The 26,257-nt window shown below is 53.3% G+C and carries 16 protein-coding genes; 9 read left to right on the forward strand and 7 right to left on the reverse strand.

The window, feature by feature from the left end; translation table 11 throughout:
- The first annotated feature begins 44 nt into the window (after positions 1 to 44).
- Entirely contained in the window at positions 45 to 4,292 is a 4,248-nt protein-coding gene (locus KF749_04555; GenBank protein MBX2990425.1) for a lamin tail domain-containing protein, read from the forward strand.
- 68 nt (positions 4,293 to 4,360) lie between these two features.
- Here KF749_04555 and KF749_04560 read toward each other — a convergent pair whose 3' ends face one another.
- From KF749_04560 to KF749_04575, 4 genes are all read right to left on the reverse strand, one after another.
- Complete coding sequence (locus KF749_04560; protein ID MBX2990426.1) at positions 4,361 to 4,744, reverse strand: response regulator; 384 nt, start codon at positions 4,742 to 4,744, stop codon at positions 4,361 to 4,363.
- 38 nt (positions 4,745 to 4,782) lie between these two features.
- On the reverse strand, positions 4,783 to 5,166 hold the full coding sequence (locus KF749_04565; GenBank protein ID MBX2990427.1) for a response regulator: 384 nt from the start codon (positions 5,164 to 5,166) through the stop codon (positions 4,783 to 4,785).
- Positions 5,167 to 5,346: 180 nt separating this feature from the next.
- The gene (locus KF749_04570) at positions 5,347 to 5,733 is read right to left on the reverse strand and encodes a response regulator (GenBank protein ID MBX2990428.1); all 387 of its coding nucleotides are present in this window, start codon (positions 5,731 to 5,733) and stop codon (positions 5,347 to 5,349) included.
- Positions 5,734 to 5,908: 175 nt separating this feature from the next.
- Positions 5,909 to 6,409: a GNAT family N-acetyltransferase gene (locus KF749_04575; GenBank protein ID MBX2990429.1), complete on the reverse strand. Its 501-nt coding sequence runs from the start codon at positions 6,407 to 6,409 to the stop codon at positions 5,909 to 5,911.
- Between the two features lie 249 nt (positions 6,410 to 6,658).
- On the opposite strand from KF749_04575, the gene KF749_04580 reads away from it, so the two are divergent.
- From KF749_04580 to KF749_04590, 3 genes are all read left to right on the forward strand, one after another.
- Entirely contained in the window at positions 6,659 to 9,142 is a 2,484-nt protein-coding gene (locus tag KF749_04580; protein MBX2990430.1) for a protein kinase, read from the forward strand.
- A gap of 65 nt (positions 9,143 to 9,207) precedes the next feature.
- On the forward strand, positions 9,208 to 11,865 hold the full coding sequence (glnD, locus tag KF749_04585) for a [protein-PII] uridylyltransferase (protein MBX2990431.1): 2,658 nt from the start codon (positions 9,208 to 9,210) through the stop codon (positions 11,863 to 11,865).
- Positions 11,855 to 12,655: a glutamate racemase gene (locus KF749_04590; GenBank protein MBX2990432.1), complete on the forward strand. Its 801-nt coding sequence runs from the start codon at positions 11,855 to 11,857 to the stop codon at positions 12,653 to 12,655. The genes glnD and KF749_04590 overlap by 11 nt, the downstream gene beginning before the upstream one ends.
- Positions 12,656 to 12,756: 101 nt before the next feature.
- Here KF749_04590 and KF749_04595 read toward each other — a convergent pair whose 3' ends face one another.
- Complete coding sequence (locus KF749_04595; protein MBX2990433.1) at positions 12,757 to 15,078, reverse strand: T9SS type A sorting domain-containing protein; 2,322 nt, start codon at positions 15,076 to 15,078, stop codon at positions 12,757 to 12,759.
- Between the two features lie 673 nt (positions 15,079 to 15,751).
- Here KF749_04595 and KF749_04600 point away from each other — a divergent pair.
- The 3 genes from KF749_04600 (at position 15,752) to KF749_04610 (ending at position 20,099) form a co-directional block, all read left to right on the forward strand.
- On the forward strand, positions 15,752 to 19,531 hold the full coding sequence (locus tag KF749_04600; GenBank protein ID MBX2990434.1) for a carboxypeptidase regulatory-like domain-containing protein: 3,780 nt from the start codon (positions 15,752 to 15,754) through the stop codon (positions 19,529 to 19,531).
- A gap of 15 nt (positions 19,532 to 19,546) precedes the next feature.
- A complete protein-coding gene (locus KF749_04605) occupies positions 19,547 to 19,774 on the forward strand; it encodes a type II toxin-antitoxin system HicB family antitoxin (GenBank protein ID MBX2990435.1) in 228 nt (75 codons plus the stop codon).
- An 82-nt stretch (positions 19,775 to 19,856) separates the two neighbouring features.
- Positions 19,857 to 20,099, forward strand: coding sequence for a type II toxin-antitoxin system MqsA family antitoxin (locus KF749_04610; protein MBX2990436.1), 243 nt, complete (start codon positions 19,857 to 19,859; stop codon positions 20,097 to 20,099).
- Positions 20,100 to 20,230: 131 nt separating this feature from the next.
- Here KF749_04610 and KF749_04615 read toward each other — a convergent pair whose 3' ends face one another.
- Positions 20,231 to 20,425 (reverse strand): hypothetical protein, encoded by a 195-nt coding sequence (locus tag KF749_04615; GenBank protein MBX2990437.1) that lies wholly within the window; start codon positions 20,423 to 20,425, stop codon positions 20,231 to 20,233.
- 351 nt (positions 20,426 to 20,776) lie between these two features.
- Here KF749_04615 and KF749_04620 point away from each other — a divergent pair, with 351 nt between their 5' ends.
- Complete coding sequence (locus tag KF749_04620; GenBank protein ID MBX2990438.1) at positions 20,777 to 22,345, forward strand: radical SAM protein; 1,569 nt, start codon at positions 20,777 to 20,779, stop codon at positions 22,343 to 22,345.
- A 200-nt stretch (positions 22,346 to 22,545) separates the two neighbouring features.
- On the opposite strand, the gene KF749_04625 is transcribed toward KF749_04620, so the two are convergent.
- Entirely contained in the window at positions 22,546 to 23,364 is an 819-nt protein-coding gene (locus KF749_04625) for a restriction endonuclease (GenBank protein MBX2990439.1), read from the reverse strand.
- Between the two features lie 999 nt (positions 23,365 to 24,363).
- Here KF749_04625 and KF749_04630 point away from each other — a divergent pair.
- Positions 24,364 to 26,202, forward strand: a complete 1,839-nt coding sequence (locus KF749_04630) for a choice-of-anchor J domain-containing protein (GenBank protein MBX2990440.1) — start codon at positions 24,364 to 24,366, stop codon at positions 26,200 to 26,202.
- Positions 26,203 to 26,257 lie beyond the last annotated feature (55 nt).

Genomic DNA, 26,257 nt, shown 5'->3' on the forward strand with positions numbered 1-26,257 from the left:
AAATTGTCATTCTTCGGGCCCGTTCGTTCCAATATGCTGATGCCATGCGACAACGACTCTTGGTTGTATTGACCGTTGCCGTGGTGACTCTGGGGGAATTCGCCACCCGCTCTCCTGCACAGATTTCCGCATTTCCATACGTGCAGAACTTTGATTCTGTTCAAACGCCGTCTCTGCCGACGGGGTGGAGTTCGACACAGAACAGGACTCCGGGGACGAATGACTTTCTAACCGTCTCATCGAATCCCACAAATTCGCCGCCCAATGCGGTACAGTCGGGCAACAGCACTTCTGTGGAACAATCCTTTGTGTCGCCGCTTTTCAATTTTGCCGGTTTATTGCCGCAGTCGATGGGATTCTATGTCCGTCGAACCGGCGCTCATATGGCTGTCATGTTGGTTGAGGCTTCAATTGACAGCGGAGTGACGTATTCCATTTCGCTCAGTGATTCTCTCCGGAATCCAGGCAACACGAACTATATTCCCATACTCCTGGACCTGCCTGTTCAACTCGCAGCACATTCAGCCGTGAGGTTTCGCTGGAGGATTTTACCGGCAGCGGGAGCAGCAACTGTAACACTTCGAATTGATGATGTTACGATCAATGCGAGAACCCCCGATGATCTTCACCTTTCCGCTGTGCGGTTCGTCCCACAATTTCCTGTTGAAGGTGATTCTGTTATCGCCTCTGCAAAGATAATAAATGTCGGACAAGAAAGCGCACAAAATTTTTCTGCTGAGTTCTACATCGATGCCAACAACGATTCTATACCGCAGCCGTCGGAACTGCGGGCCACGGTGCTGAGTACCTCAGTACTCGCCGTGTCGGATTCAATTGACCTGAATGCCAACCTCGGAGTGTTTGCTGCCGGTTCGCATGTCGTGATCGTCAAGGTTGTCTATCCCCCCGATCAAAATCTCTCCAACAATCAGCGCATCGGAATCTTAAACGTCGGATACCCTGTTCGCAGCGTTGTCATCAATGAGATCATGTACGCTCCGACGAGTCCCGAGCCGGAGTGGGTTGAACTGATGAACACAAGGGCCGATTCTGTCAGTCTGAAAAACTGGATGGTTGCCGACAGTAGCAGGGTCTTCAGGCTTATTGCTTCGCAAGATGTGAAGATTGCGCCCGGTGGATTTGCTGTCCTGACAGGCAATCCTGCTTCGTTCATCACCATTCATCCAAATATCCTCGCTCCGATTGTCGGTGTTACAGGTTTCCCGTCGTTGAATAATGGGGGAGATGCAGTCATGCTGTACGACAATCGGGGTTTTGCGATGGACAGCGTCCGATACACGCCGGCGTGGGGAGGAAGCACAGAGAGGAGCCGCTCGCTTGAGCGTATCGATCCGCTTGGTCCGTCAACCTCACCCAATCGAGCGGGCGGCAGCCAGAGTGCAGGCAGAAGTACTCCCGGCGAACGTAACTCTGTAAGTCGTAAAGACAGGGATTTGGCGGCCGATTCGCTGTGGACGATTCCGATGCAGCCGCTCGTTGGTAATGCTGTTCATGTCGCTGTCAGAATACAAAACATCGGTCGCGAAACGGTTCCTGCCTTTTCCGTGAGCCTGTTTGAAGACGCGAACGCCGATTCAATTCCGCAGCCCGGCGAACTGGTGAGTACTCTGATGCACTCCGCGCCGTTGGCTCCGCTTTACTCGGCGCTGGTTCAGTTCTCGCTGGGTATAGTTCTGGCCGACAAATTCCTGATTGCTCGTATTGATTACGCCGCTGACGAAGATACTTCCAACAATATCATATTCGGAAAGATCCTGCCCGGCTATCCAACCGGTTCGGTACGCATAAACGAAATCATGTATGTTCCGACGGGTACCGAGCCTGAATGGATTGAGTTGTTCAACACCCGGCCCGATTCCATCAATCTCAAAGGATGGCTGGTATCCGATAATATAGTGACGAGCAAGCGCGTGATTACGGAACACAATGTTATGTTGTTCCCAAACAACTATGTGGTGCTTGCCAGGGATTCAGCGGCGTTGCTCGATATTCATCCGGGCATTCCTGTGCGTGTTGTTCATGTCGCCAGTCTCCCGACACTCAACAATTCGGGCGACGCTGTTATTGTGTATGATAACCGCACCGTAATGATGGATAGTGTTGCTTATCTCTCCGCGTGGGGAGGAAGCAACGGCACATCGTTGGAACGTATCGATCCGCTCGGTTCGTCGACTGCCCAGACAAATTGGGGATCTTCACGGAATCCTGCGCGCAGCACACCCGGGTTTCGCAATTCGCTTGCGCGAAAAGACCATGACCTTGCGCTTGATTCGGTGCGAACAACTCCGCCGCTGCCGCTCGCGGGTGATACCCTTTCGATTTTTGCCCCCGTGAGAAACCCCGGGCACGAGACAGCCCAAGCGTTTTCGATTCATCTCTACAAAGATGAGAATGCCGATTCGTTGGGCCAACCCGACGAACTGCTTTCCACTGTTGTCCGATCTTTTCCGCTTCCACCTCTTGATTCTACGTTGGTAGTCTTCGCTGTCGAAAGCATACCGGCGGGAAACCACCTATTCATCGTTCGGTTGGAGTTTGCATCTGACGAAGATACTTCAAACAACACTCGCTACATGAGACGTATAGTAGGATATCCTGCCGGTGCCGTGCGCATCAATGAAATCATGTATGCTCCGTCGAGCGGCGTTCCGGAGTGGATCGAATTGGTGAGCACACGGTCGGATACGATTGATATCGGCAAGTGGTTCCTGGGCAACCGTTCGAGTACATCCCGATACGAAATCTCTCCAACATCGCTTTTCCTTCTACCTGATGAATATCTTGTCGTGTCGAAAGATACGGCCCTGTTCCGTGCAGCGTATCCGTCAGCCGGGCAAAGGATCGTTCAAACATCATCGCTTCCGACATTCTTGTGGAACAATTCGGGCGATGCGGTGGTATTGGCAGACAGCCGGAAGATAATAATGGACTCCGTGTTCTATTCCTCGACGTGGGGCGGGACGGGAGGAAAATCATTGGAGCGATTGGATGCGCTCGACGCGGCCAATGATTCCACCAATTGGGCAACCTCTGTTGATTCACTGGGGGCAACTCCCGGAAGGAGAAACTCGCAAGTGCGCTTCGATCACGATCTGCGTGCCGTAAGAATCGAATCCGATACGGCGTCGCCGGGTTCGAATGTGAACCTCCGTATCATCGTCAGAAATGTAGGAAAGAATCCATCTGCCCAATTCTCGCTTCTCTTGTTCGATGATGTGGACGGAGATTCAGTCGGCTCGTCTGCAGAGTTATTTCATCAACTGACTGTCTCGCAACAGTTGGACTCAAGAGATTCATTGACTGTTCCGGTTTTGTGGAGTCGCCCGGCGAGTGGAGTTCATCGCGTGATCGCGGAGATTGTTTACGTGCCGGATGAACGCGTCTCCAACAACACTGCATTTGCATTGGTTCGTGTCGGGTATGCTGAGCGGACTCTTGTTATCAACGAAATTATGTATGCTCCCCTTTCAGGCGAAGCTGAATACGTCGAGTTCTACAATTCATCTCAACACGCTGTTGATGTTGCCCAATGGAGGATTGTTGACCGGCCGACGGGCAGCAGTTCCAGAAACGAATTCACGCTTTCCGTAAACTCCAAGTTCGTTCGTCCGGGAGAGTACTTCGTGCTTGCATCGGATTCGAGTATTACACGCCGCCTCCTTACCGGCACCGAACAGCGGCCCCTCGTAATCGTCAATCAGTCAAGTCTCAGTCTGAATAATGACGGAGATGATATCGTGTTGATGGATGCATCGGGATTTGTGATTGACAGCGTTTCCTATTTGCCGTCGTGGCACAACCCGAATGTCACCGACAAATCGGGGCGATCACTTGAGAAGATCAATCCGCTGTTATCATCGAACGATTCGCGCAACTGGTCGACATGTGCTGAAGCCGGAGGCGGAACGCCAGGAAGAACGAACAGTGTGTTCGCCACAACACTGCCCGCTCGTTCGAACCTTTCCTTTTTCCCCAATCCCTTCTCACCGGACGGGGATGGGCGGGAGGACTTTTGCATCATTCAATATGAAGTGCCGCTAACCGTCTCAACCATTCGTGTGCGTATCTATGACGCTCTCGGCCGGCGCATTCGAACTCTTGTTAACAACGAGCCGGGAGCGGCCCGCGGCAGTGTTGTGTGGGATGGAATGGACGATGACAAACAGAAAGCCCGTGTTGGCATCTACGTCGTTTTGCTCGAGGCCATTGACGACAAAGGTGGCGTTGTGGAAACGGCAAAAGGTGCTGTTGTGCTTGCCGCCCGGTTGTGATCGCAGAAAAAGAAAACGCGAGGCCGTGCCTCGCGTCTTCGGTGTTGCGGCAAGCAGGTATGTCCCCCTCACACCCACTTACCCGCAAACTCTCCAAACATCAGATTGTCGATAAACGCAAGAAGTTCAGCAACGGGGGTTGTCTTCGAGAAAAAGAAATCAATGTCGGAGTCAAGACAGAGAACATCCGAGTATGCATCGCCGTAGCCCGAGATAAATATGAACTTGGTCTTCTTGTATCGCTCCAGCTCCCGGGCGTACGAGTGCAGCATGATGCCGTCAAGCGTCGGCATCTTGATATCCGAGATGATCAGATCGATGTCGGGCCGGTCGAGAAGCTGGCATGCTTCCGATCCGTCGGTTGCCGTTAGCACGGTATAACCGTTCAGAAACAGCGACTCCTTCATGAAATTGAGATAGTCTTCGTTATCATCTACGAGGAGGATATTCATTGTAACCCCATGTCCTTGTTGTTTGCTTTCATTCCGCTCTACACCCACACTTCAGCGTATTTTCCGAACATCAGCCGGTCGATAAACCGGATAATTTCCTGTGCCGCCATTGTCTTGTCAAGAAAATAGTCGCGTTCCGGGTTCAAGTTCAGTTCGCCTTCATACACTTCACGGTACCCTGAGATGAACACAAACTTGGTTTTCTGATAACGCCTCATTGTCCGGGCAGCCTTGTGCAACTGAATGCCGTTGAGATTCGGCATCTTGATATCCGAAATGATGAGATCAACAGTTGCCGCCGACATGATCCGGTGTGCCTGTTCACCATCATCCGCCGCGTACACCGTGTATCCATGCTCGTACAACGCCTCCTTCATCGGGAAGAGATAGTCCACATTATCATCAACCAGAAGTATGTCCATTGCTCAACCGCGTGAATTATTCATCTGAGTAGATACATGCGAAATCCTTGCCAATTTTTTTGTGCAGTAATACGTGAAAGATTGCAGGGAAAAGTTGAGCGAAGAGATAAGATGCTGTGAGATTGTAGAAACGAAAAAGGGTGGCTCTTTGAGCCACCCTTGTCCGGTTATACCGTGAAATCAATGCGCAGACGAGTGTATGAAGCTGCCGAACATCACCTCATTTACCTTGCGGACAATTTCCGCGATTGGCGTTGTTTTGCTCAATAGGAAGTCCTTCTTGGGATCCAACTTCATCAGATCGGCATACACATCGTCGTAGCCGGTGACAAAGATGAACTTCGTATTGCGATACTTGTCCATCTCGCGGGCAAAGGCGTGGAGCTTGATTCCGTCCAATCTTGGCATCTTGATATCGGAAATGATGAGATCAATGTCTGTGCTGTCAAGAATTTCACAGGCTTCGGACCCGTCTGTAGCCGTGACTACCGAGTACCCGTTCTCGAACAACACCCGCTTCATGAGCTCGAGATAGTCAACATTATCATCAACCAGAAGTATGTCCATTGCGCGTTCCCTTTTGTAAGAAGAAGATGAGACCGATGAAGGGAGTGAAGCAATACTGATGCCGAAAGTAACCCGTGTCGCGTTTTACATTGCGGCGGGAAACCCGGCTTGAGAAATCATGCAATTCTTCAAAATAATAGGGAAGTGTGCCGGGTGTGATGAGTTTCGGCCGTCGCTACGAGTTCCGGTCGAGTAATTCTTTCATATCCGAACGTACCAATCTGTACAAATGCCAATCGCGCATATGTGATGCCCCAAGCCGTCGGTAAAAATCTATGGCAAGTTGGTTCCAATCGAGCACGGTCCATTCCATTCGCCCGCAGCCGCGTGTATAGGCCTCCTTCACCATCTCCGCAAACAACGCATAGCCTGCTTTCTTGCCCCGGTACTCCGGCAGAACGAACAAGTCTTCAAGGTATAACGTCGGCAGCGCCAGAAAACTTGAGTACGTTTCGAACACAAACGCATACCCGGCCGGTTTTCCGTCGAGTTCGGCCAGATACGCGTTCAGCTTAGGCGGCTCAGAGAACATATCGCGGATAAGCCTTCCTTTTGCTTCCGCATCCGGTGGAGCAAGCTTCTCATATTCAGCGAGGGCATCAACAAGGGAGAGAATTGTCTCTGCATCGGCCGGTGTTGCTTTCCGGACTGTCGGGATACTGGCGGCGGCGTTCATAAACCTCACGGGTTGGTGATGTTGAAATGTGAGCGTAAGATAGCGGAATCCGGCCGGATGAACAAGACGCATAATGATTGATTTTGGACGGTCGCTTGTTTAGATTGGTAGCGTATTCAAGTTCCTTGGTCAAAGGGATACTGCATCCCTCACAACACCCGCCCTGTGGGCGATACCCGCTCCTTTCCATTACGTTTCAAGCAGCCGTTTCATCAGCCGTTCGCTGTATCAGTGTTCGGAGCAATCCAGATGGTTGGGCATACGATTTCACATTATACGATTCTTGAGCAACTCGGAGAAGGCGGGATGGGAGTCGTGTACAAAGCGCGTGATGAAAGGCTGGATCGCATCGTTGCATTGAAGTTTCTCTCAGGCTCAACAGCGATGTCACCCCGGGAAGTCGCGCGGTTTCGTCAGGAAGCCAAGGCTCTCTCCGCACTGAACCACCCTCATATTGCAACCATTTATGATTTCGATGAAGCCGGCGGCAAGCTATTCATCGTACTTGAGTATCTGTCTGCCGGTACGCTCAGAACCATGATCAATGAGGCCGCCTCCCGGCACGCGACAGTCCCCATTGACGACGTAGTGAGGTATGCGATGCAACTTGCGGGGGGGCTGTCGCATGCGCACAGTCGCAAGATTGTTCACCGTGATGTTAAGTCCGACAATGTGATGATGGCTGAAGACGGCTCGGTGAAGATCACGGACTTTGGACTTGCCAAGTATCGGGGGGCAGCATCAGTGACAAAAACCGGTGACAGGCTCGGAACCACCGCGTATATGTCGCCTGAACAACTGCGTGGGGAAGAGGTTGACTTGCGTTCGGACATATTCTCCCTTGGCATTGTTCTGTATGAGCTGGCGACTCTGCACTTGCCGTTTCGTGGCGACCATGAGCCTGCCTTGGCATATTCTATCGTAAATGAAGATCCGATCCCGATGCGCGGATTCCGTGATGATATTCCGGATGGTCTGGAAAAGATCATCATGAAATGTCTGGAAAAGAACATGTCGGATCGGTATCAGTCAGCTGAGGAAATTGTGCAGGACTTGAAAAGCCTGCGGGCCCGGGATGAGGTTCATGTGGTCAGCGGAAAGAGTTCGTTGTTGTTGGGGGGTGTTGCTATTCTCATTACCGCTCTCATTGCTGCAGTGTATCTGTTTACGAAACCTGCGGAGCCGACGCCCGATATCAGAAAGACCATCGCCGTGTTACCGTTTATGAACTTTAGCGACAACAAGGAAGACGAGTACTTCAGCGACGGAATCACCGAGGATATTCTCACTCAACTTTCTAAGATTGCCGACCTCAAAGTCATTTCCCGAACATCCATCATGCAGTACAAGAACACGCCGAAGAATGTGCGTGAGATCGGAAAAGAACTGAATGCAGGTGTTGTGTTGGAAGGCAGTGTGAGGCGCTCCGGCAATCGGATACGGATTGTCGGGCAACTTGTTGATGCGAGGAACGATCAACATGTATGGGCGGAAACATACGATCGTGAGATGGAAGATGTGTTCGACCTTCAAAGCGATGTAGCGCGGAAGATTGCGGCAGCGTTGCACGCAACGCTCTCGGCGGATGAAAAGCGCCAACTCGGCAAGAAGCCGACCTCCGTGCCCGAGGCGTACAACTACTACCTCAAAGGCCGCGATTATTACTACCGTTACAGGATGCAGGACAACGAAACAGCAATCGGGCTGTTTCGGAAGGCGATCGACCTTGACCCAGCGTACGCGCTTGCCTGGGCTGGATTGGGCGACGCCTATGCGCAGAAATTCGGGCGGTTTGGCTCGGAAATTTCATGGTTGGATTCCGCTGTCGCTGCAAGCCGGCGAGCAATCGAACTGGATGAATCATCTGCCGAAGCGCATAAGGCTCTGGCAAATGCGTACTTCTACAAAGGATTCTACAACCAAAGTCTTGCAGGCAATCTGCGTGCCGTTGGTTTGGATCCCAATAATTATGGCGCAATCGGAAACATAGGAGTTATACATATCTTTCAAGGCAAGCTCGATGAAGCGCTGCCATGGTTGAAGCGCGGCCTTGCGCTTGCTCCAACCAATCCCGTTCAGGCAACCAATATCGGTGACGTGTATCGCCGGCTCGGATTGGATCGTGAAGCCGAGGAATGGTTGACGAGAGCACTGGCGCTTCAGCCGGACCTTGGTGATGCAAATTTTAATCTGGCGTTGGTGTACCTTCTGCGTGGAGAGACCGAAAGGGCTGTCAGCCAAATGAGCGTGTCGGTTGCGGCCAACTCCGATGATCCAAGAGTGCTGGATAATGCCGGCTTCGTGGCAAGTTGGGCGGGCAAGTTTGCGATAGCGAGACAATACTACGAACGTTCAGCCAGCAAGAGTTCAAGTTCAGAAGCCCAAATCGGATTGGCATTTCTTCTCATGAAAGAAGGTAAGCAGCATGAGGCGAAGCGCCTGCTGGATATTGCCGAAGAATATCTGCGCCGCCTCATCGAATCGGGTGACGAGTCGTATGAGCCACGGTTTCGCCTGGCTGCAATCGGTGCAATTCGGGGGAACAGTGCCGAATCACATGCGTGGTTGCTAAAGGCAATCGAGTCCGGATATCGTGAGTATTATTTGCTTCAGCGGCATCCTTGGTTCGGGAAGGCGCTTACTGCCGGTCAATTCGGGAAATCCCTCCTACAACTGCAGACCATGATCGAGGGCATGAGGCACACGGTTAAGGAGAATGAGGTTATGGAGTAGAGATCCCGGTCACAGCCTGTTTGTGCCGTTTTTTGAAAATCCCCTCTCACTCACTATATTCATTCATGCCTTTACCATCCCTTACTGTCAAGACGTTCATCGCTGGGCGAACTGCTACCATTGCCGCGGGCCATCAAGCCGGCGCCGGCGGCTTTGCCACTTGCGCATCGCTCACCGCTATGATGGATGAGGCTCTCATTCTTGCCTACAATCACCTTTCCTCCCGGCAGAAACGGATTGCTGTTCTCGCTCTTGGCGGATATGGCCGTGCCGAACTGTGCCCCAAGTCCGACATTGATGTGATGGTGCTTGCCGAAGACGGCGAAAGCCGAGATGAAGCCGAACATATTGCAAAGTCATTTCTATTGCAGTTGTGGGATGCCGGAATCAATGTCGGCCACAGTGTGCGGACTGTGAACGAAGCAATGGCGCTGAACGGTGAGTTGGTTGATTCATGGGCATCGATGCTGGAGAGCCGATTTGTGTGCGGCAACGCTGAATTGGCAGCGACATTTTTCGATACACTGAAAAGGCACGTTGAACGCGGAAACGATACCTGGTTCATCGAAGGCGTGTTTGAAGAGGTTCGAGCACGGCACAGACGATTTGGAAATTCAGTAAAACTCCTTGAACCCAACATCAAAAAAAGCGCGGGCGGATTGCGTGATTTTCAATCCGTATTCTGGCTGCATCGCGCAAACGATTCCCAGTATTGGTTCCCTGTTGAGACCCATTCTCCCGCCTCGTTGACGTTCGTTGACATGCTTGCTCGTAATGGTGTACTGGAGAGTCAGGAACGCGATATTGTAGTGCGGGCTCTTCAGTTTCTTTTTCGTGCCCGGCACGAAATGCACTTCCGCAGGCAGTCGGCAAGCGACGGGCTCGAGTATGCGTTGCAACGTGAGGTGGCGGAGGCTCTTGGATTCGGCGGCAAGGCGGAGTTGCGATCGGTCGAGGTGTTCATGCGGGAATACTATCTTCATGCCCGAACAATCCACAGGTTTCATCAGAATCTCTCCCATCGGTTCAGGGAGATGATTGAGCCTGTGCGGCACAGTTCTTCGACGGCCGAGCAAGTGGGTGAAGGATTTTTCCGCGTTGACGATCTTCTCGCTGTCGAGCCGGGAACCGGACGTCTTGCCGGAGCGAAACAGATCCTTGAAGCATTTGCTCTTTCGGCTGAACTGGAGGTGGACTTGCATGTGGATCTGCGGCGGGCAATTGCAAGCAGTCTCGATCTTTTTTCAAATGAGCAGCTATGCTCTGCCGGGGTTGCGGCGCAATTCCGGAGAATTCTCAATACCCGCCGGGTTGCCGCGACACTGCATGATATGAACGAGCTTGATGTTCTTGCAGCGTATATTCCCGAGTGGGGGGAACTCGTGGCATTCTTCCAGCATAACATGTATCACTATTTTACGGCAGACGAGCATACGGTAATTGCCCTGGCGAATGCAGAACGGTTGCGTGAGCGGCAAAGCATTCTGCGCGAAGTATTCCGTATGTTACGGCGGAAGGATGTTCTCTATCTTGCCATCCTGCTTCACGATATTGCCAAGCCGCGCGGTGTTGCCGATCATGAGGTCACCGGTGTTGCCGTTGCCCGTACCGTGCTCGATCGTCTCGGCATGTCCGATGTATTTGATGATGTCGCGTTTCTCATCCGCAATCATCTGGTCATGGAACAGATTGCATTCCGCCGGAACATTCACGATCCGGCAACGATCAGGGAATTTGCTGCAAAGTTCCAACGCCCCGAACAGTTGGACTATCTGTACGTGCTGACGTACGCGGATCTTTCTGCTGTGAACACGAATGTCTGGACGGAATGGAAATCATCACTCCTCCAAGAGTTGTACCAGCTGACCTCCGAGGTATTGAGAAGAAATTTGAAAGGTACCGAGATCGATGAGTTCAAGCAATCCCGACACGAAGCTGCTGTTGAAGCGCTGGTTGACCGGCTCAGTGAAGCGCTTCCGCGAGACAGGGTTCACGACCACATCAACGGTATCGGCAGCGATGCCTATGTTGCATTGTTTTCGGATGAGGAGATTGAACAGCATATTCGCAAGAGCGCAACCGATGAAACGGTGTCTGCGATTTTTGTCCGGCAGGAGGGGCACAGCGAGATTACGGTTATTGCCCGGGACGCCCCGTTTCTGCTTTCAAAATTCTGCGCCGTGCTGGCGGCAAATGACGCGAACATCTTTGACGCAACTATCTTCACCCGTGAAGACGGCATTGTGATCGACCGCTTCCGTGTCAGTGATGCCGCAACGCATGGAGAATTGCGTGAGGCGGTCTGTGTCAAGATCACGAGAGATCTCACCGATGTGTTGGAGGGACGGCTTGACATTGAACATCTCTTTGCCGCGCACCGGAGAAAGTGGAAGCGCAGGCAGAAGGCGCCCGCGAACCCGAATATCAGAACCGATGTGCAGTTTGAAGACCATCCGCGGTTTACGATCATCGATGTGTATGCGCCCGATTCACTCGGCTTCCTCTACCGGGTTACGGAGGCCATCTCGAAACACGGACTCGATATCTACTTTGCAAAGATTGCGACCCGTGTGGACGGTATCGTGGATGCATTCTACGTGCTTGACCGGAACGGCAATCACATTACCGAACCCGCTCACCGCGAAGCGGTTCGTGAGGATATTCTCTCGATGATCAGGCAGCTTGCTGAACAGGAATTATCCGGATCATCACATGAACTCTAAGCCTATCGGCGTTTTTGACAGCGGTATCGGCGGATTGACGGTCGTCCGGGCGCTGACGCATCGGCTGCCGCATGAAAATATCGTCTACTTCGGGGATACGGCCCGCGTGCCGTACGGGCCGAAATCCCCCCAAGTTATACGCGAATATGCTGCACAAGATGTTGGTTTTCTCACGTCAAGAGACGTGAAGATGATCGTGATTGCTTGCAACACCGTGTCCGGCGTGGCACTGGATGTTGTGATGAAGCATGCAAAAGTACCGGTCGTTGGAGTTATCCTTCCCGGGGCTGACGCCGCAGTTGCGGCGAGCAAGAAGAAGAGAATCGGTGTCATCGGAACCATTGCAACCGTGAACAGTAAAGCGTATGTTCACGCAATCAGGTTGTTGGATAAGGAGATGGAGGTGTTTTCACAGGCATGTCCGCTCTTTGTGCCGTTGGCGGAGGAAGGTTGGACGCATCATGCTGTGACCGGGCTTGTTGCGAAGGAGTATCTCTTTCCCCTCAAACTCGAAAAGATCGACACGCTTATTCTCGGCTGCACGCATTATCCGATTCTCAAAGATGCTATCAAAGCAGCCGTTGACGGGAGCGTGACGTTGATCGATTCCGGCGAAGCAACAGCAGTGGAGGTGGAACGGATTCTCGACGAAAAAAATCTGCGTAATTCTTCAAAACTCAAACCGCATCTCCAGTTCTTCGTGAGTGATCTTCCGGCAAAGTTCTCTGAAATTGGCGAGAGGTTCCTCGGACAGAAGATGGGGCGGATAAACAAGACCGGGGAATTCTAACTTCAGACCGGACTCGTTTTTTCAAGGACTATCTCACCCAAACAACAACGCCTTGCCCCTTCCGGAACAAGGCGTTGTGTTTTCAGCTCTGCCGTCTATCTTTATTTCAGAAGGACCAGCTTCTTGGCTTGCGAGAAGTTGCCCGCCTGCAAGCGATAGAAATACACGCCGCTTGCCATGTTGGAAGCATTCCATGTGGCTTCGAACGATCCCGCATTCAGCTCCCCGTCTTGCAATGTCGCAACGAGCTGCCCGATGGTATTATAGATCTTCAACGTGACATGCTCTTTCAACGGAATGGCAAACTTGATTGTTGTACTGGGATTGAATGGATTCGGATAGTTCTGCGATAGCACGTAAGTTACGGGGACTCCTTGTCCGGTTTCCCTCACATCCGTGCTGCCGAAAGCGTAGTGAATCTCGCCCACGAGTGCGCGTGATGTGAAGAAGCTGCCGGTCGTCGTGAACGGCGCCGACCGTACGTCACCTGTCACGAGTCTCAAATTGGCATCGAAGTAAGTTTCGTAAGGCGGTGTTCCCGTGCCGAAGTAGCGCGGACCGATCGTGTTGAATCGCATTGCAACACCGACGGTATCCCCGGGTGTGACGACAATCGGCGGGGTGGAGAACAACAGCGACACACCGCTAGCGACTGGACCTTGTGTAACCGGCACCGTGCCAACTGAAGTCCAACCGTCTGTCGAACTGCCCGGTCCTGATCCAACCGGTCCGCCCAGCGCGTTGCCCGTTCGGGTAAAGAACTCAATACTGAAAGCAGCTCCGGCGGTTCCGGCATTGGCAGTTGTCATGTTAGTGATGGTGACGGTTTGTGCACCGCCAATAAGATTGAAGAACATTCCCCAACCTGGCGACCCGCCGTTATTTGCCGGTCCGGGATTGGCAATGAGAATTGTGGGCGGAACAGCCCGCTTGAAGGTTATGTCGAAAGTCTGGCTTGAGGCAAGGGAATCTGTTCCTGAGTATGCGTATACGCGCCACTGACCTGTTATCGAATCTCCTTGCGCAACGCCCAATCCGGCAATAAGCGAATCAAGCTGGGAACTGCGGAATGTGGCGGATGTATCCAAGCCCGCTGGAATATTCAGCCGGATGGTTCCCGCAAAGGTAGGTGTTGCAAACTTCCACCTGTATGATGCACCGTCACCCGATTTCCTCCACACTACAGTAATGGGTGCAGTTGAGGCGGCGCTTGTTACAACGGTCGCGTCGTTGGCAGGAGAGACAAGACCGAACGCCGAGAGTACAGGCCGACCGCGTTTGAAGGTAATTGCTCTCGGGCCATTACTCGATTTCAGTGAATCGTTGGCAGGAGGATTGTTTCTGAACGCCCAGACATCCCACTGGCCCGTAACAGAATCTCCTTGTTGTACACCCAAGCCTGCGAGTATGGCATCAACTTCGCCCAACGTCGTGTTGATGGAGTTGGTGGAAGAGGGTAACGTCACAATGCGCGGCGGAACGATCGGCGCGCCGAAAATCCATTTGTACGTCGCCGTTGCCGTGGAGGTATCCCACGTAACAGTGACGGGAGTCGTCGAACCGGGAAGCGTCGTTATCGTCACTCCGGCTGCAGGGGTTTGCAGCGCAAAGGGATTCAACGGATTGGAACTGGCCGTTCCGTACATGGTAAACGGAGCCCCTTGCGGATTTCCCGTTGCCGGTGCCACGCTATCGCGCATCGCCTGCCATATTGTACCTGTGAACTGTCGCGCATTGCCTGTCTCAAACTGTCCCAGAATTGTCACAGCCGGTTGCCACGGACCGCTCGCCAGTGAACCCGTCATTGTCCAATCCAGCCAGTACGTACCGGGCAGCAGCAGAAGGCCGCCGACATCAACAATATTGCGCATGATGGGGCGATCGGATGCCAAAAGGTTGGTAGCTATCACCCGGTAAATTCCGGAAAACCGTGTGGCAATCATGCGGTTGGTGGTGATGTCCCCGAAGATAATGTTGCTTCCAGCCTCTCCGGGCGGTCCGTCCCAAATCTGTAATCGCACAGCCGTCATTGTCGAGGTCGTGGTACTGCCCGTCTGATATCCGAAAAACGCGATTGAGTCGACAATCCATGCACCACCGCTGACGGTAAAATCATCGGCAACACGGAAACTCGCGCCTGCGTTCACGTTGTACCCGTAGGTATTCAGCACGGTATTCTGCAACGAACTGGCATCAGCACCGCCCAAGCCACCACCCGGGTGCGTGACAAGGGGGCCGTTGTCATAGAGTAATGCAAGAGGAGACAGGATATGCGACTGGCTGCCATCGCCGGTCGGTTGTACCAACGGGGTCGTTCCCCCGGCAGGCATGTTGGCTTCATCGCGGGCGTTGCTATTGTCTTGGCCAAAACCGGTTGAACAAATAAAGGCAACACACGCAAAGAGAGTACAGAGGTGTTTCATGATAGATCCTCTCTGGTTTGTGATTGGTTGATTGTTTGGTGATGTTTTGATTGTGGTGGAACAGGTAAAGAAAATTACACATGCTGCATGATCAAGAATCAGAGCCGGAAACATTAAGAGGATTGAACACACAGGAACGAAAGGTCTTCTGTGCGTGATGAACTTCCGAATCATCAAGCGTGATAGAAACAGAAGTCTGGTTTGAACGAATGGGAGAAGTTCGTGTCACTGGTTGATTTACCGCTGAATCCGTTATGACAACCTTCTGCTCACAACTCGATTCGGAGTGACTACACAACGGGAACTTAGAAATAGTGAATGAAAAAAGCAAGCATTCTGCAATTTCGGTAGTGTCTCGGTTTGAACTGAGACACTACCGCAATTTCGCGTTGACTCATGGTATGGCTCGACAAGAATCCGCGCAGAAGCTATGCCAATCTGAGCAGGTTCATCAGAGCACCGGGCTTTGGTTTACACCGTTTTCTCGTTCCTGTCTCTCTCGCCCGCATCCATCTTTTAGAGGAGAAGGTTCAATGTGGCGGTGATGTACGATCCCGTCCACCCTTGTTTGCTCTATTTCCTCTTGGTATATTTTGACTGATTTGTTTGATCGCGTTACTCTCCTGAAATCATGAACAAATCCAACCAATCCCCAAATAGGAAGGAGTCCCCTATGAAGCCTTCGGTGTTGTTTTCTGTTCTGTTGTGCCTCTCGATCCCGGCATTTGCCGGTGAACCCGGTTCCTCTCATGTCGGTACGAGCGTTGTCACATCAACGTCGAACGGACACATCCTCCAACGATCCGAAACTGTTGCGGAAAGGAATCCGCTTCCTGCGGCGGTAAGCGAACTTGAGCGCATCCGCAGCACACCGGTGCCGGGCACTATGCGTTTGAATTCGTACGTTAAATGGAATGCAAGTGATGCCACCGCCATTGCACAGGATGTTACCATCAACACGAACGGCGGAAGTCCGTTTGTCGGGTGGAACCTGAATTCTCCCCGTGTCTCATTCTTTGACGATGCCTCCAATGCGCCGCTGTGGGAGTATTTTTCCGATCCGCAGGTGTACCGGAATTTTATTGCATTGTCGGCGACAGCGGATATTGTTGCCAATGCGAGCTATCATAATATCTATCTCTTCAACAAGAACACGGGAACGGTCACGTTCAATTTCGAGATTCCGGATGGACGCATCGGCGGACCGATTGCTGTTTCGCGTGACGGCAGCTTCATGACGTGTGCAACATCGTCGCCGCTTTCGGGGGGAATGCATCGTGTGTACGCGTTCAATCCCACTTCTACAACTCCGCTCTGGACGTTCGATTTCAGCGATGCACAGAGTACGGGAATCTATGGCATCAACATCAGCGTGGATAAGTCGACGGTTATTGTCAACGGCAAATTCCGTGCGTGGGTGTTGAATGCCGCCACCGGAGCGGTAAAAGCCGAACTCGAAATCAGCAACACCGAATCCCGCGTTGCGATGAGTGCCGACGCCTCGGTAATTGCCATTGCGGAGCTTTCGGGCTTTGTCCGCACGCTCACGTGGAGCGCCGGGCAGAATCGTTACAACCAACTCTGGCAGTACAAAATTCCTCCCGGCGCATTTACGAACTGGGCAAGCGCCGTCGACATCTCCGCCGACGGTTTGACGATTGCCGCCGGCTCGCTGATTTTCCTCAGCGCGGGCTACGACGGCTCGATTTACATGTTTGATACGTTCGGCGACGGCACGCCGAACTGGGTTGTGCCGAATGTGGGAGATGAAGTGGGACAGATTGCCCTTTCGGATGACGGTTCGATTGCGGCCGTTGCCACATGGGGCGATCTCGGCAATGCACTTCCCGATATCTACATCTTCGAACGAAACTCGAACATCCCCGCTTTTACGGTGAATACGCCCGGCTCGATGTTCTCCATTGCCATTTCAGCGGATGGCAAAAGCGTTGCTGCGGGAGGTAAAGCCGTTCACGCCCGAACGTTCGGCAACGGCGGCAACGTTTATAATATCGGTGTCGACCTTGGCGGCGGCGCTATTGCAGGTACGATCACGCTTGCCGGAGGCGGGTCGCAAAGTGGAGCGAAGGTGGAGGTGCTGGGGACGATTCGTTCCGATACAACGGATGCAACGGGAAAGTACGTTGTGAAGAATGTGCCTGCCGGAACATATACCGTCAGAGTGTCAAAGCGGGGATACGTTGCCACGGCTCTCGCGGGCATTACCGTTACGGGCACAGACACGACGCACAATGTGAACGCGTCTCTCTCGCAAACAGGCGCCGCACCGACGAATCTCGTCGCGTCGCATAGTCTCGATTCCCGCATCCAGCTTTCGTGGACGAATCCTGCGCTAAGGATGAGTGTTGAAGAAAAGCTGCTTTCAGCCGACGAGTACACCATAACGAATTCTATTCCGCTTCGCCCGACAGGAGCGACACGGTTCATGCAGCAGCCTCTTGCTCCGCTATCTCCTGCTCTGGTTCCGGACAGTGTTCGCATTTACCGCGGCTATCGTTCGGGCGGGCCGTACTATCTTCGTAAAACAATCGCAGGCTCGCAGTCGTCATACACCGACTCGACGGCGATCCCGTTGAAAGACTACTACTATCGTGTTACGGCGATGTACGGACTTGGAGAAAGCGTCTATTCCAACGAAGCGTACGGAACTGTTGACAGTTCGTTCCTCCAATTCAGCATCACAACTCCGCATAGAACGACGGCACCAACGATTGACGGCGTTCTTTCGCCGGGAGAATGGACGGATGCGTTGAAAGTTGATGTGTCCGATGTGTTTGGCTTGGGCGGCGGTATTGCACTCCCTCGCGGAAGCGTCTTCATGTACTTCAAGTACGACAGCGTTGCACAACGGCTGTATATTGCGGGAGAAGATTTCCTGAACACCGACGGCGTGCAGGCAAATGAAGGCTTCGGGCTTTATTTCGATGACAATAATAACAAGAACTTCGAGCCTCGCGGAACGGATTCCCTGCTTCGAGAAGGGAATTATTGGGCCTATTACTTCAGTACAGGTTCAACAGTCCGGTTCAGGGAAATCTACACGGGCGGAGGAGTAAATGCGGTTGTTGACACGGTCACGGATGCGCAAACGGCTTTTTCGTCTGCTTCCGGCAGGGTGACGGGAGAAGTGAGCATTCCGCTCGGTTTCTTCAACAAGAACCACTTGCAGGTGTACGGTCCCGACCGCAAAGTCGGAGCGGGTTTGTTTATGATCAGCCGTGACGCCGGCAACGCCGTGTTCCACGGCTGGTGGCCGCAAACGATGGCAAGCGTCTTCACGCCGAGCGGATTCGGAGAAATACAGATTCCGATTCGTTTGCTCGCAGCTCCCAAAGCGCCCACAAACCCGGCAGTTGCCAAACTCGGTAACTTCTTGCGCGTATCGTGGACTGACCCGACGCACGGTCTCAACAACGAACCGCTGACGGTTCCGGTCACAATGCAGATCTACCGAAACGGCACATTGCTGGTTGAGTTGCCGACCGGCGCGCAGGCGTTCATCGACTCGAACGTGATTGCGCAAGGCTGGTACGAGTACACGATTCGAGGCTCGATCACCATCTCGACGCAAACATACTACGGCCCGTTCACGGCTCCCGTCGGCGATTTCGCCGTGACCAACCCGCAGCTTACCGAGATGCGTTACGATGACGGAATTCCCGAGGCGTTTTATGTTGTGGATTTCACCTACAACGACAACAAGTTTGGTATCCGGTTTACGCCGCAAGCCTATCCGGCGCGGGTGTATCGGGTGAAGGCGTTCACCAATAACGGGTTTAGTCCCATACTCGTTTCGATTCATGAAGACAGCTCGGGATTGCCCGGCCCGGTCAAAGCCGGGCCGTACACGGCGCAATCGTACCAAAGTTCCGGCGTCGACAGCTTCCTGGTCACTCTTCCGGCCAACGACCCGCCGACGGTGATCAGCGGTGATTTTCACGTGGTGCTGAGTTTCTTGCCGTCGAGTCCCGGCGCCCCGGGTATCGGCGGCGACATCACCCCGCCGATTGACGGCAGGTCGCAGTACTATACTGCGTCTTCGGGCTGGGTTGCGATCACCAACGCCGACTTGATTGTCCGTGCATTCCTTACCGGACAACCTGCATCGGTGAACGAAGAGGATGGAGTTCCGACGGCGTATGCGCTGGAGCAGAATTATCCCAATCCGTTCAACCCGTCAACAACTATCAAATTCCAAATCCCAAATTCCAGCGTGGTTACATTGAAGGTCTATGACCTTCTCGGCCGCGAAGTCACGACGCTTGTGAACGGGCAGATGAACCCGGGGAGCTACTCGGTGCGATGGGATGCAACAGGGTTTGCGAGCGGCGTGTACTTCTGCCGCATGTCCGCTGTAAGCGAGGCCGGCAGGGCTTCGACAGGCTCAGCACAGAGCTTTGTGCAGACGAGGAAGCTTGTGTTGCAGAAGTAGAATGGGGAGTGAACCATGAACGACTATCATATCAACATATTCCACAGCGAAGAGGATCAGGGATGGATTGCGGATATTCCCGACCTTGTTCATTGCTCGGCATTCGGCGAAACGCCGGAGGAGGCGCTGCGCGAGGCACTCATTGCAAAGGAGGCGTGGCTTGAAGCAGCCCGATCAGAGGGGAAAGAGATTCCTCTTCCAAAATATCGTCCTGTCATCTATCAGATGCCCCAGCAGGCATGAGAAGCTTCCATACGACTCGTAAGACGTTGGTTGCAACATGTTGCTGTTGACGTAACGAGTTCGAAGAGACGAGGAAAAGGATATGAATCACGACCTATGCCCGCTGTGCAGCGGAACAAAGCGGAAGGGAACCATCACATTTACAGTGGATTATTCCGACGGCGTGTTGGTGGTGAGAAACGTTCCCGCGACAGTTTGCTCACAGTGCTGTGAAGAATGGATTGCGGATACTGATGCCTCCCGACTTGAGCAGTATGCCCGGATCGCCCGCAACGAAAAGAAACAATTTGAAGTTGTGGACTTCACCCTGGCGTCAGCGGCGTAAACAATTCCAAAGTTCAAAAGGCATACTTGCAAGGGCGAGCCGATGGTTCGCCCTTCGTGTTATTGAGCGTCGCCGCCGATGGACGGACGTTCTCTATTTCCCGCGATCCCGCAAAGCGGTCCGACCGGATGCTATCCCAACAATCTGTCTATTTCGTACCGTTCGTTTGCGATCGCTTCACCCTGCGACCGGAACCACTCGCCTTCCCCCTTCTTGGCGCTGCAACTGTTCGTGCATGCATACTTGGTGATGTTTCCCACCCGATCCGACAACACAACGATTTCTACTCCCCTGTACGTGGCTTTCGTGGTCGTGGTTTTCCTCATAGCTCTCCTTGTGCTGCGGGGTGAATGTTCCTGATTGAGTCAATATACGCTACTTCGGAGACGAAAGTGGAAAAAGTTCATTGCGGCGGCTGAGGCATCTGATTTGTTGGCATCCGAAGATTTAGTTGCACGGGAGACGGCAATTGCATACGTTGCTGCGGCTCATTCAGCGTCACATCACAGTATCCGCGACCGACGGGCATTCCCGGCGGTCAAGAACATCCGATCCAGCCTATTGAAGGTCAACATCTTCTGCGCGAGGGTCCGGCAACAGCAGCATGACAATGCGTTACGCTCGGGGGGGAACAGGTCACCAGAGTCCACGGAACATTCATTCAGGAAGGAACGAATATGCGTACGTTGCGTATCGGCGTAATAGATCTTGTCAGTCAGGGACCGACAAAGGCTCTCTGGGCCAGGGTGATGAACGCGAACCTTTCCAGCATCATGCCCCAGGCGGTTGCGTTGTGGTGCCGGGAAGAAGGTCATGACGTGACCTTTGCCTGCTACACCGGATTCGAGAATCTGGAGGAAGAACTCCCTGCCGATGTCGATCTCCTGTTTATCGGTGCGTTCACAGAAGCTGCGCAACTTGCATACGCAATAAGCAGCCAATTCCGTTCCCGCGGAGTCGTCACGGTGCTTGGCGGGCCGCATGCCCGTTGCTACCCGGAGGATGCGCAGAAGTACTTCGACTTTGTCCTCGGGTTCACCGACAAGAATATCATTCGCGACGTGTTGGGCGACTGCACCCAGCACCGGCCATTAGGCATCCGCCTGTCGGCTCCGGCGCAGCCTGCGCAGATTCCGGGCGTGCGGGAACGCTGGCCGTTCATTGAAGCCAATCTTCGCAAAGCGCCGATGTTCAAAATGGTGCCGATGCTCGCCAGTATCGGCTGTCCCTACACGTGCAGTTTTTGCATTGATTCGACTGTTCCGTATCAGCCGTTGAGTTTCGAGACCATGCGGGAGGATCTCCGCTTCCTCCGCACAAAATTCAAGCGGCCGCTCGTCGGGTGGCACGATCCGAATTTCGGCGTACGGTTCGATGATTTCATGGATGTCATCGAGGATGCGATTCCTCCCGGGAGTATTGACTTTGCGGCGGAGAGCAGTCTCTCGCTTCTCTCCGAGCCGCACATGAAGCGGCTTCAGCGCAACGGATTCAAAGCGCTGCTGCCCGGCATCGAGTCATGGTACGATCTCGGAGAGAAATCGAGAACCGGGCTTGCCCACGGCATGGAAAAAGTGCGGCGGGTGTCCGACCACGTGAATATGATCCTGCGCCACGTGCCGTATGTGCAGACCAATTTCGTGTTGGGGCTCGACACGGACGCGGGACCGGAGCCGTTCGAGCTGACGAAGCGATTCGTCGATCTGACGCCCGGGGCCTTTCCCGGCTTTTCGCTGCTGTCGGCATTCGGGGAAGCGGCGCCGCTGAACTTCGAGTACCAGCGCGCCAACCGCGTTATTCCTTTCCCGTTCCATTTCCTGAACAACAACAGCGCGATGAACCTGAAGCCGATCCACTACCCGTGGCCGGTGTTCTACGACCATGTTATCGATTTGACCCGCTATGCATTCTCCAACAGGTCCATCGGGCGCCGTTTTACTGCAACGAACGCGTTCATCCCGCGGTGGCTGAATGTCGTGCGGGCAATCTCGTCCGAGGGATATGGGCGTATTCGAAAATACGGCAGGATCCGCAGACTGTTAGACCATGACCGGCAGTTCCGTCACTTCTTCGAAAAGGAAACGGATGTGATACCGGATTACTATGTTGAACAGGTGCGGCGGGACTTGGGCCCGATGTGGCATTGGCTGCCGGAAGGCGCCCTCGCACACGATCCGAACGCGTACCTGAAGTCGGAATCCGCCGCCGGCCGCGCCGAAGCGTACCTCAATGCCGTGAACGAGTAGGAGACACGTGCCGGTTGTAGAAGACGGTTTGTTGACCGCCGGGCAACAACTCCGGTAGGTGGGTCTCGGAGAGTTTGAATTGTGTGCTTCAAGCCGAGAGCGAGTTCGCAAGGAGCGAGTTCCAACGTCTCAACGTCCGGGCGCGAGTATCTACCTGCTTTCAATATCGGTTCTGTTGTGCGCAGTTTGCAGCCCACTCGTCATTTGAGAAACTCATATTGGGAAGCGTCAACTTGGTAGTATTTGACGGGCTCACTTCTCATTCCAATATTGTGCTCGGCAAAGAGGTCAAGAATCTCATCATGTTCAATGAAATGTATTGGGTCCTTACCAGCCTCCTTCGCCTTTGTCTTTGCATCCTCGTTCAGTTCACTAGTGGTAATGAGGATTCCCTGCTGACATTGATAAGTTGATAAGTTGTCTCTTAGCGTACTTACGTCTTTAGGTCCGATTCGGTTCTCGAGTTTCTTGCACTTGCATTGGATGGCAACCCGCATCTTAGTGACCCCATCTCTCTTTTCACAAAGGATGTCAACCCCTTGATCATCCTTTCCTCCTATTACCTCTACATTTTGATAGCTAAGGGCGATCAGAAGGTCGGCCACCATTGTCTCGAAGTTGTCCCCTTGATTCTTTGAGGTCAGTCTTTTGTAGAGTTCATCGCACGCTTCCTTACGGGATTGACGAACCTGTTCGATGGCACTCTGTGTCTTCTTTGCAGGTGCGCCAGTCAGCAACTCAACCAATGTGAAAAGGCCATTACCAAGAAATACGAAACGTTGAGGCTCGTTTCTCTGTTCACGCCGCCTGATCTCACTTCGAAGGGAAACGTGCATCGAGATTTCAGGGGTTTTCGACTCAGTCTGAATCAGCTTTTCCTGCAAAGCCTTCTTAGCAAGGTCTCGGTGGCTAAGGGGTTTGCGTTCCTTCAGCAGTATGGTTTCAGCAGCATCACAGAAAGACAGATACTTGTCAGTGTTCGGCTGAGCTTGTTTTAACTTTAGGTTGAGCTTTGCCATTTATTGTTCTCCGTAGACGTATTTCCATTGGGCTGCAAATTGCACATAGGTACGTGACCTACTAAACCTTTCGTGTTTTATTCCATCGTGATACGAAAAGCGAAACGTGCGTTCATTCGCATTTGAGTGACTTGCCTTTGAGTCACAGGTCGTCCGGGATAAAGGACGGAAATGTAAAGAGACTGGAAACTCCCCTTGATGGAGTGTCACTGGCATTGCTCAATCGTTCGGTGCCTTGCACTGTGCAAAGGCAAGTTCAACAATCAGTGTCTAAAGAACACCCCGCATAGGACTCCGCGGGGGCAATACATCCATGTTCATCTCCTAAAGTGTACGGCGTGCATGCCCTGTACATGCAACTGTGAGGGGGGAGATGGTGTTTGCCCTGTCCGTCCGCAATCAGTGTAGCAAATGGCATTGAAACCCGCAAGCGCGGGGAGGGAAAATCGAGACACAGGTCACATGCGGCGGCAGGCATGTTTTGGCCTGCTCGGCAACCCGCATCATCTGCGCGCTGCACCGTGAGGACACGCCTGAGGCGTGTCCCTACTACATTCTTGTTTGTAGGGACACGGCTCCGCCGTGTCCAACCTCGTAGGCCGTCACGGGAATCTCGGTTTATCCACCTCCCGTGGCGTTGTTCCTTCTTTCGTTCCCTCGGCGGTCACGTCAACCTGCATCATCTGCATACCGTGACAGAAAAGCCGCTGTATCGTTGTCACGGAGCTCGGTTGATGCCGCCTCCCGTAACGACTCGGACACCGTGAGGACACGCCTGAGGCGTGTCCCTACTGGATTCTTGTTTGTAGGGACACGGCTCCCCGCTGCTATGGTGGCTCATAGAAGGCGGGCAGGCTGCCGTGTCCAACCTCGCGAGCCAGGGTTACCATTCCCCCCGGCTGTCACGTGCATCTTTTTACACTCCCTTGTGTTCCACGTTGAGAATCTTTACCTTTCACATCCAAAACTCATCTAATCACAAACCAAGGAGGGGGCTGTATGAAACTATTGCGAGTTGCTTTACTGACTGTTGTTCTTGCCGCCATATCGGTGGGGCAAGAATTGCTGCCGGTTCGTTCACCAATTGCTGTTGGCGAGCAAGCATCCGTTGCGCCGCAGCATCAGGCGGTTATTCGGGGCGTTTTGCGCGATATGAATACGTTTGTTCCCCCTCCGTCTACGCTCAACCGTCCTGCCACCGCAACATTCATCGTCACCTACAACGGATTCACGCCGCAGGCGCAGGCGGCGTTTCAACATGCCGTGAATATCTGGGCGTCGTTGCTCACTTCGACTGTCCCGATCAGGGTGACGGCGAACTGGACTGCGTTGCCTCCGAACGTTCTCGGATCGGCGGGCGCCTCCACGTTGTACCGCGATTTTCCGAACGCGCCGCAAGCGGGAACATGGTACGCTGTTGCTGTTGCCGAGAAACTCGCGGGAGCAGATCTCAACCAGACAACCGATTCCGACATTAATGCCAACTTCAGCAGCGCAATCCCCAACTGGTACTTCGGCACCGACGGCAATACACCCTCCGGCCAGTTTGATTTTGTGACGATTGTGTTGCACGAACTCGGCCACGGCTTGTCGTTCTTCGGATCGATGACGGTTTCATCCGGGCAGGGAAGTTGGGGCGGAGGCACGGCGTTCCCGTATATTTATGATCGCTACGCGGAGAATGGTTCGGCACAAGCGCTGTTGAATACATCTCTCTTCCCGAATCCGTCCGTGGCGCTTGCAACACAACTTCAAAGCAACAACCTCTTCTTCAACGGACCGCAAGCCGTTGCCGCGAACGGCGGTGTTCGTCCCCGGCTGTACGCTCCGGGTTCCTGGATTCAAGGCTCGAGCTACTCGCATTTGGATGAAGCGACGTATCCGGCGGGGAACCAGCATTCACTCATGACTCCCGAAATCGGAACGGCGGAAGCCATCCATTCTCCGGGCGGGATTACGTTGGGAATGTTCCGCGATATGGGATGGACGACAGGTGGCGGCGGAAGCTCGAACATCAAGTTTGAAGAACGCTTCACCACCACAACAATTCCTGCCGGATGGCGCGTGGTCGACAACGACGGCGGCGGCACTCCGCTCGCGTTTCGCCAACTGCTTGTCTTCCAGAGCGGTGATACCATCCGCCCGCAAATCGGCACAAGTTTCTGGTTCGGCAGCTTCAACGGAGCCAATGCCAGCGGCCGCATTGATGAATGGCTGATTGGCCCGAGAATCAACAACATTGCGGTCGGCGATACGCTCAGCTTCTGGGCCGGAGCAATCGGCGGGCAATTCAACGACTCGCTGCGTGTCTGGATTTCCACAACGGACAGTAACCGAACGAGCTTCACCAACATGATCGCCTATTTCAGAGTGCCCGGCCCCATCCGGTCGTGGCATGAGTTCAAGTTCCCTCTCTCGCAGTTCGCCGGCTCGCATATTTTCTTCGCCGTGAATTATTTCATCGTTGATGGCGGCCCGAGCGGCACGCATTCGGACAATGTGTGGATTGATCACTTCACCGTCACGTCGGTTGGTTCGTCCTCTGTTCCGGAACGTCGTCCGGGTGAAATTCCCGTTGCGATGGCGCTTGAGCAGAACTATCCGAATCCGTTTAACCCGGCAACAAAAATCCGCTTCGACCTTCTGACGCCCGAACATGCAACACTCAAAGTGTTTGACATGTTGGGGAGAGAAGTGACAACGCTGGTTGACGCACCGCTCAATGCCGGCAGCTACGAATCGACATTCGATGCCGGGCGGCTTTCGAGCGGGATGTATTTCTACCGGTTGCAGGCAGGAACATTCAGTGAAACGAGGCGTATGATGTTGCTGAAGTAGTTTTAGAGCTAACCTGAGTCTATTCGCCACAAAGGCTCCAAGAAGAAAAGGATTC

It is taken from the genome of Bacteroidota bacterium, from assembly GCA_019637975.1.
GTDB lineage: Bacteria > Bacteroidota > Ignavibacteria > UBA10030 > UBA6906 > CAADGV01.